The organism is Nocardia sp. NPDC052566, assembly GCF_044547285.1.
Taxonomy (GTDB): domain Bacteria; phylum Actinomycetota; class Actinomycetes; order Mycobacteriales; family Mycobacteriaceae; genus Nocardia.
In genome coordinates this window covers 200,968-216,120 of sequence record NZ_JBIUAF010000004.1, presented here as the reverse complement: position 1 = coordinate 216,120, position 15,153 = coordinate 200,968, and the positions used below count along the sequence as shown (strand labels likewise).

General features: G+C 64.8%; 15 protein-coding genes. 11 read left to right on the top strand and 4 right to left on the bottom strand.

Going from position 1 to position 15,153, the window contains the following annotated elements; translation table 11 throughout:
• Nucleotides 1–47: 47 nt before the first annotated feature.
• The 3 genes from ACIG5A_RS20680 to ACIG5A_RS20670 all read right to left on the bottom strand — a co-directional run bounded on the left by ACIG5A_RS20680 (nucleotide 48) and on the right by ACIG5A_RS20670 (nucleotide 2,968).
• Nucleotides 48–1,118 (bottom strand): macro domain-containing protein, encoded by a 1,071-nt coding sequence (locus ACIG5A_RS20680; RefSeq protein ID WP_397242280.1) that lies wholly within the window; start codon nucleotides 1,116–1,118, stop codon nucleotides 48–50.
• Nucleotides 1,119–1,129: 11 nt separating this feature from the next.
• Complete coding sequence (locus ACIG5A_RS20675) at nucleotides 1,130–1,822, bottom strand: DUF4433 domain-containing protein (protein ID WP_397242278.1); 693 nt, start codon at nucleotides 1,820–1,822, stop codon at nucleotides 1,130–1,132.
• Nucleotides 1,823–1,984: 162 nt separating this feature from the next.
• Nucleotides 1,985–2,968 (bottom strand): alpha/beta hydrolase family esterase, encoded by a 984-nt coding sequence (locus ACIG5A_RS20670; RefSeq protein WP_397242276.1) that lies wholly within the window; start codon nucleotides 2,966–2,968, stop codon nucleotides 1,985–1,987.
• Between the two features lie 396 nt (nucleotides 2,969–3,364).
• Here ACIG5A_RS20670 and ACIG5A_RS20665 point away from each other — a divergent pair, with 396 nt between their 5' ends.
• The 11 genes from ACIG5A_RS20665 (at nucleotide 3,365) to ACIG5A_RS20615 (ending at nucleotide 14,046) form a co-directional block, all read left to right on the top strand.
• Complete coding sequence (locus ACIG5A_RS20665) at nucleotides 3,365–3,784, top strand: hypothetical protein (RefSeq protein WP_397242274.1); 420 nt, start codon at nucleotides 3,365–3,367, stop codon at nucleotides 3,782–3,784.
• A 62-nt stretch (nucleotides 3,785–3,846) separates the two neighbouring features.
• Nucleotides 3,847–4,407, top strand: a complete 561-nt coding sequence (locus ACIG5A_RS20660) for a hypothetical protein (protein WP_397242272.1) — start codon at nucleotides 3,847–3,849, stop codon at nucleotides 4,405–4,407.
• Between the two features lie 152 nt (nucleotides 4,408–4,559).
• Entirely contained in the window at nucleotides 4,560–4,817 is a 258-nt protein-coding gene (locus tag ACIG5A_RS20655; protein ID WP_397242270.1) for a hypothetical protein, read from the top strand.
• Nucleotides 4,769–5,221, top strand: a complete 453-nt coding sequence (locus ACIG5A_RS20650; RefSeq protein WP_397242268.1) for a DUF5361 domain-containing protein — start codon at nucleotides 4,769–4,771, stop codon at nucleotides 5,219–5,221. The genes ACIG5A_RS20655 and ACIG5A_RS20650 overlap by 49 nt, the downstream gene beginning before the upstream one ends.
• A 14-nt stretch (nucleotides 5,222–5,235) precedes the next feature.
• Complete coding sequence (locus ACIG5A_RS20645; RefSeq protein ID WP_397242266.1) at nucleotides 5,236–9,009, top strand: phage tail tape measure protein; 3,774 nt, start codon at nucleotides 5,236–5,238, stop codon at nucleotides 9,007–9,009.
• A gap of 42 nt (nucleotides 9,010–9,051) precedes the next feature.
• Nucleotides 9,052–9,969, top strand: a complete 918-nt coding sequence (locus ACIG5A_RS20640) for a phage tail protein (protein WP_397242264.1) — start codon at nucleotides 9,052–9,054, stop codon at nucleotides 9,967–9,969.
• Nucleotides 9,966–11,609, top strand: coding sequence for a phage tail protein (locus tag ACIG5A_RS20635; protein WP_397242262.1), 1,644 nt, complete (start codon nucleotides 9,966–9,968; stop codon nucleotides 11,607–11,609). Before ACIG5A_RS20640 ends, ACIG5A_RS20635 begins: the two co-directional genes overlap by 4 nt.
• 2 nt (nucleotides 11,610–11,611) lie before the next feature.
• Nucleotides 11,612–12,034 (top strand): DUF2744 domain-containing protein, encoded by a 423-nt coding sequence (locus ACIG5A_RS20630; RefSeq protein ID WP_397242260.1) that lies wholly within the window; start codon nucleotides 11,612–11,614, stop codon nucleotides 12,032–12,034.
• Nucleotides 12,031–13,122, top strand: a complete 1,092-nt coding sequence (locus ACIG5A_RS20625; RefSeq protein ID WP_397242258.1) for a glycine-rich domain-containing protein — start codon at nucleotides 12,031–12,033, stop codon at nucleotides 13,120–13,122. The genes ACIG5A_RS20630 and ACIG5A_RS20625 overlap by 4 nt, the downstream gene beginning before the upstream one ends.
• Entirely contained in the window at nucleotides 13,119–13,709 is a 591-nt protein-coding gene (locus tag ACIG5A_RS20620) for a hypothetical protein (RefSeq protein WP_397242256.1), read from the top strand. Before ACIG5A_RS20625 ends, ACIG5A_RS20620 begins: the two co-directional genes overlap by 4 nt.
• 1 nt (nucleotide 13,710) lies before the next feature.
• On the top strand, nucleotides 13,711–14,046 hold the full coding sequence (locus ACIG5A_RS20615) for a hypothetical protein (RefSeq protein WP_397242254.1): 336 nt from the start codon (nucleotides 13,711–13,713) through the stop codon (nucleotides 14,044–14,046).
• A 61-nt stretch (nucleotides 14,047–14,107) separates the two neighbouring features.
• Here ACIG5A_RS20615 and ACIG5A_RS20610 read toward each other — a convergent pair whose 3' ends face one another.
• Nucleotides 14,108–15,058, bottom strand: a complete 951-nt coding sequence (locus ACIG5A_RS20610; RefSeq protein WP_397242252.1) for a PH domain-containing protein — start codon at nucleotides 15,056–15,058, stop codon at nucleotides 14,108–14,110.
• Nucleotides 15,059–15,153: the final 95 nt, after the last annotated feature.

Sequence of the window (15,153 nt, the reverse complement as noted above, 5' to 3'; positions counted from 1 at the left end):
CGCAGCAGCTAACTGCTACTTTCTGGATCGGTGGGTCCCGCTGATGTCTATGCTCCGGGAATCGCGGTCTGCTCTGTCAAGTGCTTCAGTGCGGTGCCGACATGATCATCGGTGAAGATTCGTCCCTTCCGCTCGGTCCAACTTCGAACGGCCTCGGCCGCCGCGCGATGGTCGCACGCGCCATGCTTGCTTGCCACCCAATGAGTGCTCGCGAGCAGTTCAATACCGTACGGTCCCTCGAAACCTTCGACGACCTGGAGAACCGCGCGAACGATATCAGCCACGTGCGGCCCGTTCTTCGACTGAAGATAGGCTTCCAGATCTCTTTCGCCATCCTTCGTCATCGAGATGGGGTTATTCGCAAGCGTCTTTGCGGTGCCGTCGCCTAGGCCGACGGTATACGCACCCTCCATCTCCTGGAGGATGTGACGTACCTTCTCACTGTAGGGCCCGTACCGTGCAGGCGTGAAGTCAAGTTTGAGCGAGGGTTCGAAGAGATCGGCGAAATACATCAACTTTTGTATCTCTAGGTGAGATGCACCTGCGGGGTTCTCCCACGGTTCAAGGGCTTGTCGCCGGTTGATGTAGCTCCGGATCAGGTCCAACAGCAACGCCCTGCCCCATGTCATACGTATTCCCTTGGGGGCGGCGAGCCTTCGAGTGGTTTCTGTCGGTGCATAGACGATTGCCAGAATCTTTGGAGCGTCTCCGAAGGCGGAGACCAATCGCGACTCGACATCAGGCCAATCCAGCCCCCCGTTACCGGCTCCGAGTGGCGGTATAGCGATTGTTTTGATTCCCAGCTCGTCGATTACTCGAAGTAGATCGACGAGCCCGTCGTCGATGTACGACAATTTCGACGGTGAACGCCAATGCTTCTTAGTTGGGAAATTGATGATGAACTTCGCGCCTTCGAGCTGCCCTGTCGGTATGACGAGCATTCGTCCGATCTGTACCTCGCCGCGATCGCATGCTTGCTTGTATTCATCGAACATATTTGGATAGCGTCGCTTGAATTGGAGTGCAATTCCTTTTCCCATGACTCCGACGCAATTAACGGTGTTCACCAGCGCTTCTGCCTCCGCTGTCAGCAGATCGCCCTCTCCCGCAACTATCATTGTTCACCTCCTCAGTAGTACATCTCAGGGTTGACCCCATACTCCCTCATGCCACTGACAAGTTCCAGGTGCCCCTTGGCTAGCTCCAGAGTTGCTTCGTTGGAGCAGCACACCCGGGTGACCAGCTCGAGTGGTACCTGTGCCAGGACCAGCACCTCGGCCGAGCGCCTTCGCTTCCGGTCGCCGTCATCTGGGGTGTTGGACCAGTCGCGCTGGCGCAGTAGATCGAAATCGATGAACTCTCCGAGAGTTGACAACTCGCGGCTGAATCGGGTGAGCGTCGCGGCAGCATTGCCATCGCTAACGCACCAGGTTGCCCCTGCATCGACAATGTCGCCGAGCGTGACACCGAGGAGGACCAGTGGGTCAGGGCCCTCTTTGTACTCTCCGTGTCCTCTGCAGACCACGTACAACATTGGGGACTTTGCCGCAATGTAGAACGGTACATGTTCACTGACGGTGGCAGTGGGGTAGTGGTGGTCAGGGGTCACCTGTTTCTGTGTTCGAAGTTCCTTGATTTCTTTGTTGGCGACATTGGTGTTCGACTGCATCTTTGACGCTGGCAGTAGTCGTTGCTCGGTCACCATGGTGCTGAGGTTGGTGATGTGCGTGAAGTGCCAAACCAGCCAGTCGCGCGGGTTCTCTCTTGCAGGCTCACCGCCGCGGGCGGCGAAACCTGAGTTACGACAGTACTCGTACGTCAAAGCTCCCACCCCTCGCTCGTGACATGGCCACCTCGCATCAGTCCCTGTCCTCGACCGACTTGCTAAAACTGGTCGCTTGGATCAGAGCCGTAAGACCGGAAACCGTACAGGACTCTCGGCATGTTTGGTCCAAAACGTGTGGTGAAGTGTCGATTTGGTCGTTCAGAGTGCGGCGAAGAAGGTCCAGATGGATTGGGCGGTGTTCAGGTTTTGGCTGGCCTTGCCGATGTCGGATTCGGGAAGGTATTGGGGGGTGCCTGGCCAGATGTGGCCGCCGCCTTCGACAGTGACGAGTTGGACCTGAGTGTTGTTGCGGCAGGACGTGGTCGCGGTGATGGTGATGTGGGTGCCGTCGTTCACCTTGTCCGGCACCGTGGTTGGTGCGGCAGGGGGTTGGCAGCCGTTCTTGGTGCGCCAGAGAGCGGCGGTGTCGGGGGCCGAGAGGACTTCGGTGCCGTCGCCGGGGCCGCCGCGGCTGACCACGGTGCCGCCGTCGTAGGGGACGATCGGGTCGGCGGTGCCGTGCAGCTCGTAGACCGAGAGCGGACGGGAAGGGTTGCAGCGCTTGACATATCCGGCGGGCATGCCGCTGAGCGTCGGGGCGATGGCGGCGAGCTTGTCGGCGGCGTCGCAGCCGAGCATCTGGGTGTAGGCACCGCCGAGTGAGACCCCGGTGGCGAAAACCCTTGTCCTGCTGATGTGCTGGTCGACGGCCAGCTTGTCGATGATGGCCGTGACGTAGCTGACGCTGTTCGCGCTCGATCGGGTACGCGAAGCGGGCCGGAACTCCATGAAGTTGTCGGGGTAGGCAACGACGAAATGGTTGGCGTCGGCGACCGCGTTCAGCCCCGACTTGGCCGCCATCTGCGCACCGGAGCCGCCGCGCCCGTGGAATGCGAGCACCGCGGGCGCATTCGACGGCAGGCCCGGCGGAACATGCAGGACGAACGTGGCCCGCTTACCGTCGACCGTGATCGTCTCGGTGGTGTCGCGCCCATCCTTCGCCACCGTGCTGGACCCACGCGGCGCCGCGCTGGGCTCGCCGACGTCACGGCAGCCTGCCACGCCGAGCGCCAAGGTCAGCACCCCGAGCAGGACGGCAAGACGCACCGCTCGCGGCAGTTCGATCGTTCGCGAGTTCCGCATCCGTCCACCATCGCATCGCCGCCGTCCGAATGGGGAACTCCGCGGCACCGTCCACGATTATGCGTCGTCACAGCGGGATCCGCAGTGCGAGCTCCCGACCGTCGGCCGCCCCTCGCGCGGCCGCTGCGCGATTGGCGAAAAGGCTAACTAGCTGTGAATTTGCCGTGCTGGTTGACAATCTCGTCCGCTTAGGTGAAACTTTGTGCAGCGCCACAGCTGCGCCTTCATCCCGGAAACCGGGATTCATTCTCTCCCCTAAGGAATTACGAACCCTGGTTCGTGTGCGGCCCCGATCCATGCTGGATCGGGGCCGCGGTCATTCCTGCGTCAGTCATCACCGAAGTAGGAGGCACCATGATCGATCCGCGCGCACAGGCATGGAGCAGGTAGCCGACGATGGTGGAAATAGTGGTATTTCCCGATGTGGAAGCTGTTGTGGGGTCCTACCTTTCCGCACAGCTGACCGCGAGGGGCGATAACACCCTGGTGACCAGGGCCGCACCGGAAACCCTGCCGAACCGGATGGTTCGCGTCAAGGGCTTCTGGGGCGCGGACCGCGGCGCCGCGCTCTCGACGCGATACGTCACCGTGCAATGCACCGACGCCTCGCCCGCGGCCGCCGCCGAACTCGCCGAACTGTGCTTCGCGATTCTCAAAGCCGCGTGGCACGACCCTGCGGTACCCGCGATTCGCCAGGTCGACAGCGTCGACGTGGTCACGGTCGAGCGATCTGCCCTGCGGTTGCCCGAACCGAATCCCGCTCGTCCGAACTACCAATTCACGGTTTCGTTACTGCTGCGCGGCAAAGGCCGCTAGCAAGTAGCCGAATTCAGCAAGCTCCAGGCCCGGTCCACGCTGCCTGAAAGGGGCTATCCATCATGGCAAGTACTGTTGCCAACGTTTTCGCCGCCATGCCGAAGGCCACCGGAGCCGTGTTCCGGGCACCGCTCGGCACCGCGGGTCCGGTGACCGCGATCGACGCGCTGAACGCCGCGTTCATCGACTGCGGCTATGTCGGCGAGGAAGGCTTCACCGAGTCCAACACCCGGGAAACCGAGAAGAAGAAGGCCTTCGGCGGTTCCACCGTCAAGGTGCTGCAGACCGACTACACCGCGACCCTGAAGTTCGCCTTCCTGGAGTCGACCAACGCCGACGTCCTCAAGGCCGTTTTCGGTGACAACAACGTCACCGTCGACGCCGCCAAGGGCGACATCACCGTGAAGAAGAACAAGAAGGCGCTGCCGCACAACGCCTGGGTCATCGACACCGTCGACGACGCCGTTGGCGCGATCCGCACCTTCATCCCGAACGGCCAGATCACCGCCGTCGAGGACATCGTCAAGGTGCACACCGACGCCATCATGTACACGGTGACGATGGAGTGCTTCGAGGACGCCAGCGGCAACAACATCTACGAGTACATCCACAAGGCCGCGTAGTACGACAACGCAGGCCGCGTCACGGATCTCGTAACGCAGTCCCGCCCGGTGGGGTTCATTCAACCCTTGGACCGGGCCTGCCCTCACCGGGCGGGCTTCGAAAGGCCCTGTCCACCAAGGCTACTCAAGAAAATCACGAAAGGTCCGGTCCCATGATGGAAAAGTTCAGCTACACCGCGAAGAGCGGCAAGAAGATCACCCTGCCCCGTTTCGACAACATCCCGTTCGGCGTCATCCGCACCCTGCGCAAAGAGGGCGAGACCGAACAGTTCTTCGGTCTTATCGAAGGCGTTTGCAGCGCAAAGGATCTGGCGGTCGTCGACGCGATGACCCAGGCCGAGGTGCGCGAGCTGATGACCGCATGGCAGCAGGAGTCGAGCGTCGACCTGGGGGAATCCTCGGCCTCCTAGAGCTGTGTAATCAGCACGGGGAGGCGATCGAGGCCGACCTCATTCGCGCGGGCGTTCGCCTGCGCGATGTCGGCACGAAGCGGTTCACCTGGCGAGATTTCGCCGTCCTCGTCCGCCAGTCGTCCGCGGACAGCGCGCTACTGCGCGCGATGCATCCGGAACGGTATCGCTGGGGACAGGTCGAGCATCTGCTCGCCGATCTGGTCGACGTGGCAAATCTGCTGCTGTGGAGCAAGACCAAGGACGGCAGCAACAACCGCAATCGTCCCTCGCCCTACCCGAGGCCAGGCGTCGAGGACAAGTCCAAGCGGCAGGTTAAAGGCACCGCGATGCCGGTGGATCAGCTGCACGCGCGGCTCGCGGCACTCCGAACGGGAACTTCCCCACCCACCGCCGGGGCATGACAGATGGAGACACCATGGCGAACACAAATGCGGAAGCTGCCGCAGCTCAGTTATCGGATGAGGTCAGGGAGGCGCTGAAGACCGCCCTGCAGGAGGCGTTCACGCAGGCGCAGGCCGAGACCGAGGTGGTGCCGCCGTCCGCCGCGGACGAGATGAAGGAGGCGTGGCGTACCGCGCTCAAGGATGCCTTCACCGCGACGGCAGGCACCATCAAGGACTCGTTCGCCAATGCCGTGAAGGATGCGGCATCGGGCGGCGGTAACGCGGGAAAGATTCTCACCGAAGGGCTTTCGCAAGGTGTCATCGCCGGCATGCAGGATCTGGCGAACAAGGTCGGCCTCGGTGGCGTCGTCGAGCAATTCGCCGCGGTCGGCAACGAATTCAAGGCCTCGCTGAAGTCGATCCAGGATCAGACGAAGGCGACCGACGCCCAGATGGCCCAGGTCTCCACGACCGCACAGCAATTGGGTGCGGCGCTGCCCGGCAGCTCGGCCAAGGACGCCGCGGCGGCCATGGCCGAGCTGGCCAAGAGCGGCTTCACGGTCGAGCAGGCCATGACCGCCGCCAACAGCACGCTGCAGCTGGCCGCCGCCGCGAAGGTCGACGCGACCAAAGCCGCGGCCGTCCAAGCGCAGGTGTTGAAGGCGTTCGGCCAGGACACGAGTTACGCCGCCACCTCGGCGGACGTGCTCGCCAGCTCGGCCAAGCTGATGGGTGTCAATGTCGCCGATGTCGCCACCGGCCTCGCGGCGTCGGGCGCCGGCGCGAACAAGCTCGGCGCGAATATGGCCGACACCGCCGCCGCCATAGCGGCGCTCACCAAGGCGGGCACGCCCGTCTCCGCGGCGGGAACGATGATCGCCGCGGCATTCCAGGGCCTGGCTTCCGACACCGCACCGGCCAAGCAGGCCATTCAGGATCTCGGTCTCACCGTGACCGACGCCGGCGGCAAATTCGTCGGTATGCCCGCGATTTTCGCGCAGTTGAACAGCGCGGCCAAGACCATGGCGCCGGGCATGTACGAGGCCGCGACCTCCGCGCTGTTCGGCACCGACGCGATGCAGTTGGCATCGCTCGCCGCGCAACAGGGCGTGGGGGCATTCGATGGCATCACCGGGGCCATCGGAAACCAGGGCGCGGCCGCCGATCTGGCGGCGAAGAACACCGCGGGCCATCTCGACGCGCTGAAGACACTGGAAGATGTCGCGCTCCGGGCACGGCTCGCACTCGACGGCATGACGCAGGCCATCGCCGAACGCATGGTCAGCGGTCTCGGCAAGGTGAAGAACGCCATCTCCGGCATCATCAACTTCTACCGCGAATGGAACGACGTCATCCAGGTGCTCGGCGCCACGGTCGTCGGATTCTTCATTCCCGGGTTGATCAGGCTCATCGCGACAACGGTGTGGGCGAAGGCCGTCACCCTCGCCCAGGCGGCGGTCACGCGCGTCGTCACCGCCGCGCAGCTGCTGTGGAATATGGCGATGATGGGCAGTCCCTTCGGCTTGATCATCGCGGCCATCGCCGCATTGGTCGCCGGGCTCGTCGTGTTCTTCACCAAAACCGAATTGGGCAAACGGATCTGGGCCACGGTCTGGGATGCGATCAAGTCGGCCATGGCCACCGCGTGGGAGTACATCAAACCGATCTGGGACGGCTTCCTCGTCGCCATGAAGGCGGTGGGCGATGCGCTGGTCTGGTTGTGGGGCACCATCATCCAGCCGATCTTCGGGTTGATCGGCACCTTGATCCAGCTGTGGTGGAACGGCTACGTGATGAACGTCTGGAGCGCCTTCACCGCGGCGCTCCAGCTGGTCGGCACCGTGATCGGCTGGCTGTGGTCCAGTGTCATCCAGCCGGTGTTCGGCTTCATCGGCGAGTTCATCTCCGCCTGGTGGAACGGGGTGGTCAAACCGGCCTGGGACGCCTTCGTCGCGGTGATCCAGTTCGTCGGCGATGCCATCAGCTGGTGGTGGACCAATATCGTGCAGCCGGTCTTCGGCTTCGTCGGCGCGTTCATCGCGGCGGTGTGGAACGACGTCATCAAACCGGCGTGGGACGGCTTCGTCGCGGCGCTGCAACTTGTCGGCGACGTGTTCAGCTGGTTGTGGTCGACCATCATTTCGCCGACCATCACCTTTATCGGCGACACGATCTCCGCGATCTGGAACGGCATCATCAAGCCGATCTGGGACGCGTTCATCGGCTCGTTGCAGATGGTAGGCAATGCCTTCCAATCCATGTGGAACGATTTCATCAAGCCTGCGTGGGATCTGCTCCAGGCCGGTATCCAGGCTGGTTGGGCGATCATCCAGACGGCCGTCGAAACCGGCCAGAATGTGTTCAACACGTTGCGCGACACCGTGGTCAACGCGGTCAACACCATCCTGGAGTACTGGAACAAGATCAAGGATGTCGTCGGCACGGTCGTCGATACGGTGGGCAAGATCGGCAGCACCGTCATCAACGGCGTCACCAGCATCATCCCCGGGTTCGCGACGGGTGGTCACATCTCCGGACCGGGAACGGGCACAAGCGATTCCATCGTTGCTCGGCTCTCCGATGGCGAGTTCGTCGTCAATGCGAAGGCGACAAGCGAGAACCTCGGCCTGCTGCACGCCATCAACAGCGGCTCGGTGCCGGGTTCCCCCGAGGGTGGGGCCTTCGGCACGTCGGACGGACTGCCCGGCTTCGCCGAGGGCGGTCTGGTCAGCGCCGATCAGCTGGTCGAATTCGCCAAGGGCGTCGAAGGCGCGGTGTACAACTGGGGCGGGGTCAACTGGGGCGACTGCTCCGGCGCCATCTCCGCACTGGCGAATTTCGTTGCCGGACTGCCTCCGTTCGCGAGCCGGTTCGCGACGGGCAACGAGGGCGACGCGCTGGTGCAGCGCGGCTTCCAGCTCGGTATGGGTCCGGCGGGCAGCCTGCGGGTCGGCTGGTACAACGGCGGCCAGTTCGGCGGGCATACCGCCGCGACGCTGCCGAACGGTGTCAACTTCGAGATGGGCGGCCAGCGCGGCAACGGCCAGTACGGCGGAATGGCTTCGGGCGCAGCCGATTCGATGTTCACCGATCACGCCTTCTTCCAATTCGCGGCCGCGCAGATGGCTTCACCGACCGGAGTCGAACCGGCGCAGTCGAATCCGGCCAGTTCGGCCCCGGCGGCTACCACGCCGGTCGCGGCGACCACCGACAATCGCTCGCCGATGCAGAAGCGGCAGGACGAGACCATCACCTCGATCCAGTCCAACTTCACCAAGGCGGGCGACGCGTTCAAGAACGGCATGTTCGGCGACTTCCTCACCGTGCTCGGCATTCCCGACCTCAGCAGCACGCCGCTGGCGAAGGCGTGGACCGCCATGGACAAGTCGAACCAGCAGTGGAACAAGGACCAGGCCGACCAGGCCAAATGGCAGCAGGCGAACCCGGGTACGCAGGCGCAGACCGACACTTCGATCTGGTGGGACTCGACCCGGGGTCCCGAGCAGCTGCTCGACCTGCCGGGACGGGTGGCCAACCTGTTCATGAGCAAGCTGGTGCCGACCCGATACGACAACGGTGGCTGGCTCGCGCCGGGAATGACGCTGGTGGAGAACAAGACTGGGCAGCCGGAGCCGGTGTTCAACCCGCAGCAGTGGTCGCAGATGTCGGATCTGGTGCAGGGCAACGGTTCTGCCGACAACTCGATCAATATCCAGAACATGCACACCGGGATGACCGCGGCGGACTTCCGCCGCGAGCTGAACCTGCTCCAGACCGAGCGCTCGCTCGGATTCGTGCGCCGATGAACAGCGCACCAGCACTGACCATTTCGATCAAAAGGACGGATCATGCCTGACACGCTGATCGAGCTGGAGGGCCACAACGGCCAGCGATTCACGGTGGCGGGTCCCGGCGCGGGCACCCGCGGTGTGTACCTGGCCCCGGAGAACGACGGCACCGAGTTCGACGGCCTCTACGACGCGCCGGTCAAGACCATCTGGAATTCGACCGCGTTCCAGCTCGGCGCCTCCTATGGCGGAATGCGCGAGGAGAAGTACGAATTCACCCTCGCCTTCCACGTCACCGAATCCGCGACCGCCACGTGGCGGGAGAACGACTCCGCGCTGCGCAAGGCGTTCTCCTACGACAAACGCTCGAAACTCTGGGTGCAGGTGCAGGATTCGCGGCGCTGGCTCGACGTGCAGCTGGTGTCGAATCCGCGGGTGAAGGTCGGCCGCGACCCCAACGATCAGCAGTACGGGCTGGTGCTCGTTCCGCTGGCCGCGGCCTACCCGAGGTGGATGCAGGCCGACGCCACCGCCACCTTCGTGACCACCAAGGACACCACCGACGGCAGTACCGAGCTGGGGTCGGTGCGGATCGCGAATCCGACCGATACCGAGATCTGGCTGAAGTGGATGCTGCAGGGCACCGGCGCCGTCAAGTGGACGCTGCCCGACTTCTCCTTCGGCGACGACCGATTCGACCGCGCCACCAAGGACGCGGACCGGATGATCGTGATGCCGGAACTGCGTGCGGGCGAACACGTCCGGGTCGACACCGACGAGATGGGGATGGAGGGGCAGGTCATCTCGTCGCTGGACACCGCGGTGTACCAGCGGATGAACGGCAAGATGTTCCTCTACCCGATTCCGCCGTACACGCCGGAAACCACACTGCCGGTGGCGGTTACGGGTGCGCCGCAGGGTGCGGGCCTGCAGGTCCGCGCGCCGCGGCCGTGGACGCGTCCGTGGGGCCTGGAATGAGCACGATAGCCACGATCGACTTCGCGGCCGAGTACGCAGCCATCGTCGCCAGGCTGGAAGCGAACCGCCGCAAGCGATTACGGCCGCCGCTGGTGCGGCTCTGGGACGGCAACTGGGTGCTGCGCGGCCAGGTCGCGCACACCTACTCCGGATCGTTCCAGGAGGTCGACTCGGAGACCGGGGTCGGCAAGATCGAGATGCCGGAGGACTACTACCTGGCCAAATGGATCATCGACCATGACGCGCGCAAGACCAAGAACATCCACGTCACCGTCGACAAGGACGGCGTGCGCTGGTCGGGCCGGATGGACTCCTACGAGATCGAGAAGAACTCCAGCGGCCAGACCGTGGTTCGCGTCTTCTTCAAGCACGACTACGAGGAGCTCAAGCACATCATCTGCTGGAGCAATCCGTTCCTGCTCGCCGAAGTCCAGTTCCCGCGACTGTGGTTGATGTTCGGGCCCGCGAAATGGGCGCTGAAACTGACGCTGCTGGTGAACATCATGCGGCTGGAGTCCTCGATCTGGATGCTGCCGGACGACCCGCTCGATCCCAAGCAGTGGTTCAACTTCGACCAGTCGACCTGGTCGATGGTGGTGAAGCCGCTGAAGATCGAGGACGACAGATCGCCGTTCGCCGTGGTGCATTCGCGGTTCAAGGACTTCCACACCGTCGCCAAGAGCATCCTCGCCGACGGTCAGCTGACCCCGACCTTCCGGCGCTATCTCGACGGTGACGAACCCCCGTGGCCCGGCGCCCGGCTCAAGCACGGCTGCCTGGTCATCGATATCGAAGACAAGTCCGGATGGACAAACGGAACCTCGTTCGGCGGTGACCTTTTCAGCGGACTGGTGCACGCCATCACCAACATCGCGGGCGACGGGAAGACCGAGGGCGTCGAAATCATCAGCGACCCAGCGTTTCCCGATGAGTACTATCAGCCGGGCTGGAAGGGCACCTTGCCCGCCGCGCCCGGCATCATCTACCGGGAAACCAAGCGCAACGGCATCGTCTCGTCCGGATTCGTCGGCAGGCCCGCCACCGATGTGCAGGTGGTCACCGGCGGTCACAGCATGCCCGGTGTGAACGAACTGATCAGTGCGGCAATCCAAATGGCGGGCGACCTGATCGCGATGATGATCGGTGTGCCGCCGGTGGGCGGTGCGGCCGACGCGCTGCTCAAACCGCTCTACACCGACACGATCCTGGCCTGGCAGGCGTGGAAATCACCCACCAGAGCGCAACAGCTCGGCTGGTCGCACTACAAGGAGGGGCTCGCCAGCGCCTCCGACAAGGCATACACGCTGTCGGCGCTGATCAACCTGCGCGCCAAGCTCTGGGCCACCCGCGAACAGTTCTCGCACCAGGTCCAGGTCGCGGACGGCGCACCGTGGCTCATCGGTCAGCGCGGTAAGGGGCACTTCTACGTCGGCGACCGCATCGGCACGACGGTCAAGGGCGCACCCAAGGGAAAAATCTACGTGGAGCGGGTTTCCGAGGCCACGCTGTCCTGGAGCCGGGACAGGTCCCCGACGTGGGCGATCACCGTCGGCCACCGCGAAGAACGCGATCCCGTGGTCAAGGCACTGGAAAAGGTGCAGGAACTGTTCGGGATCGCGCACGACCTAGGAGTGATGTAGCAATGCGTCTGCCCACCCAGCAGCTCTGCGATATGGACAAGCCCGACGAGCACCTGCTGTGGGCGCTCGCGCAGATCGCCATGTCGCCGACCCAGCCCATGCTGTTGCAGGAATCCATCGCCCGGGTGATCTCGAAACATTTGTACGAGTGTGGGTTCCGGCATCATCCGGAGTTCCAGGAGAAGAAGTTGCAGCCGCCGCACCGTGGCCAGCAGCACATGCTCAACGGTGCGGCACTCTGGGTGCCGATTGATGAGGACGAGCCGGAACCGGTGGTGCTGCCGGATATGGCGTCGATGACGGTGCACGAACAGGAACATGTCATCAACCAGCTCAAGGCGCTCGGGCGGCTGCCCGAACCCGCCGAAGCGGTGGACGTGGCCGAGGAGACGACGCTGCGCGAGCTCCAGGAGGGGCAGCCATGACAACTCCCGGGCAGGGCGCGCCCGACGGCGCGTTCGTGGTGCGCAGCCGCTACGGGCAGAACATCACCGAGCAGTCCGCGAAAGCGATCATGAAGGGTGGTGTGGTCAAGTCGTTCAGCGGTGCGCAGGACGCCGCGCACAACACCTACAACAACGTGATCGACGATCACTCGCGCAGCATCACCGAATTGCGTGCCGCCTACGACAAATTGGTGTTGCAGGGCAAGGCGATCGTGTTCACCTCCAACAACACCTACACGCCGACGCCGGGCACCGTATCGATCGAGCTGATCATCATCGGCGCGGGTGCGGGCGGCGGCGCGGGGTGGGCCGCCGGGCTGCCCGCCTACGAGAACGGCGGCGGTGGCGGTGGCGGCGGGGGTGAGATCCACGTCAGGATTCCCACCGCCCTGCTGGCCAAGGACGGCGCGGGCAAGTTCGCGCCCATTCCGATCACCGTCGGTGCGGGCGGACCGGGCGGCGTCGCCATCGCCGCTGCCGGAACCGGTGGCGGGAACACGATTTTCGGTAGCGGCGCCCAAGCGCTGACCGTCACCGGCGGCACCGGCGGTACCGGCGGCGTCGAGAACATTCTCAACTCCGGCTTCGGCGGTGCGGGCGGCGTCGGGATGATCTTCGGCGGCAACGGTGGTCGCGCCTCCGCGCAGATCGTGTCCGGCGAGAACTCCGTGCCGTCCAGGGCCGAACGCGGCGGGACATCCCTCAGCTCCTATGAGCTCTACGGTGGCGGCGGCGGCGGCGGTGGCGGCGGATCGGGTGGTCCCAGCGACGCCGGGCGCTGGCCGGGTGGGGACGGCGGCGCGGGCGGCATCGCGCCCGGCGGCAAGGGCGGGGCGAACGGCCTGCCCGGAAATCCCGGCAGCATCCCGAGTTCCATCCTCGCCACCGGTGGTGGCGGGGGTGGCGGTGGCGGCGTCAACGGCGGCGGCAAGGGGGGCGACGGCGCTTACCCCGGCGGCGGGGGTGGCGGTGGCGGCGGCGGTCGCAGCGATGCCGCGCGCGGCAAGGGCGGCAACGGCGGCAACGGCATCGTGTACGTGATCGAGCGCGGAGCCGAGCCGAAGTGATCAGCAGGCTACTGGTGTTCACGGCCAACGCCAGCTGGACCAAGCCTGCCGGGCTGTCCTACATCGACGTGTGGTTGCGCGGTGGCGGCGGCCAAGGCGGTGCGAAAACCGGTGGCGGTGGCGGTGCGGCGGTGGAGCGCCTGCGCATCAAGGCCGCCGATCTCCCGGCGACCGTGTCGATCTCGGTCGGCGCTGGCGGTGGCGGCGACGGTGGCGCCTCGGTCTTCGGTCAGCCGCAACTGACCGCGCCGGGCGGTGCGGCCGGAACGGCGAGCGGCGGTGGCGCAGGGGGGATTTCGTTCATCGTCGGCGGCCGTGGCGGTGACTCGGGAAAGCCGGGCGCAGCGACTACATCCAGCGCGGTCCGGCTGCTCGCCGGTGGTGGCGGTGGTGGCGGATCGTCGGCGGCGGGCGGGAAGTCCGGCCTGGCAACCGTTTCCAGCAATCCGCCGTTCTGGCAGGTATTGCAGTCGGGGGCGGGCGGCAACAGCGGCCAGCCGGGCGGCTATCCCGCGGGTGGCGGCGGTGCGGGCGGTGCGGGCGCGAACGGCGTCGTCACCGTCGTCGAATATCTAGAGGAGAACTGAGATGACAACCAACACAGCCAATCTGCACATCGACGCGGTCGGCGGCTATGTCGGCCCGGCCCGCTGCTATCGATTGGATCCGCCGAAGCAGTTCGAGGGCGAGGCCGTCGAATACGTGACGATCTGGCTCCAGCCGCCCTTCGCGCACCAGTCACCCGAGGTCGGTGTCGTCGCCGCCACCGAAACCGGAGCCGCCGCGGCACGATCGGTGCAGCGCATGCCCGGTTCATTTGTGCTGCAAGACAACCCGGAGTCGCCCGACTACGTCGACGGCGCCTATCGGATGGCTCTCGGCCTGCTCGGCGGTTACGCGATCGCCGAGCGAACCGAGACGTAGCGCCCGACAATCGAATCGAAAAACGGCCCGGAGAAATCCGGGCCGTTTTCGTCGTATCCGGCTACATGCGGTTGAGGAGGTCCTGCTTCTTCGTGGCGAATTCGGCGTCGGTGAGGATGCCCGACGCGTGCAGGTCGGCCAGTTGACGGATCTGGTCGGCGATGTTCGGCGCGGATTGCGCGGGTGCGGGCTGCGCGGCCGGCTGTGCCAGCCACTGGCGGATCGCGTCGGCCAACGGCGCCAGATCGTCCTTCCTGACCTTGGAAATCGTCGCGGTGTTGCCCGAGGCGAAGATCTTCAGCTCGCCGGTGCGCAGGCCTGAACTGGTCTGCACCGACGAGATGGTGTGCAGCGGGAAGTCCTCCAGTCGATTGCGGATCATGCCGTGGAAGAGGAACAGCACGCGCTGGTCGGTGAGCACCACGATGCCCTCGTCGCCTTCGTAGGCGCCCTGGGCGATGAAGCGAACCGTCTCCTCGGCACGCAGATGCTCGCCGAGATGGCCGATCTCCTGAATTCCGCCCCACGTGGCGCCCATTCGGGCCGTCGCGGCGATGACGTCCGGGCGGCCTTCCGGTCCGGCGTACACCTGCGCCGCGCGTTGCTTACTCGCCGCTTCCCGTGCGCGCTGGCGGTCGACGCGGTTGGTGCCGGTGTCGTAATCGATGGCACTGGAATCGATCCCCAGCGTTTGGTTCTGCCGAACGACCGAGAGCAGCCATTCGTGCAGCTGCCGGAACTGCGTGGCCTGCTTGGAACCGAACACGATCGCGTCGGGATCGCTCGGTGTGTTGATGCCACGGTCCACTGCCGGGTTTCCGCCGAGCCCGAGTTGCAGGTAGCCACTCTTCAACGTGGTCGGTTCGCGCAGGAGCACACCAGAGACCGCTCCCAGTGGGATCCGTCGCGGCGCCACCTTGCCGAACCCGACCCTGGCGTTGATGCCCTCCCTGGTGATGACGATGGCGTCGGTTTCCACAGTGATCTGACCGGTCGACCCCTCGTATCGCAACGCTGTCTTCCTTCGTTCCGGCAGGGACACCAGCCGCCCCCATCCGCACGAATCATCACATGACCGCATAGTCGTCGCCACTGCCACGTTCGTCA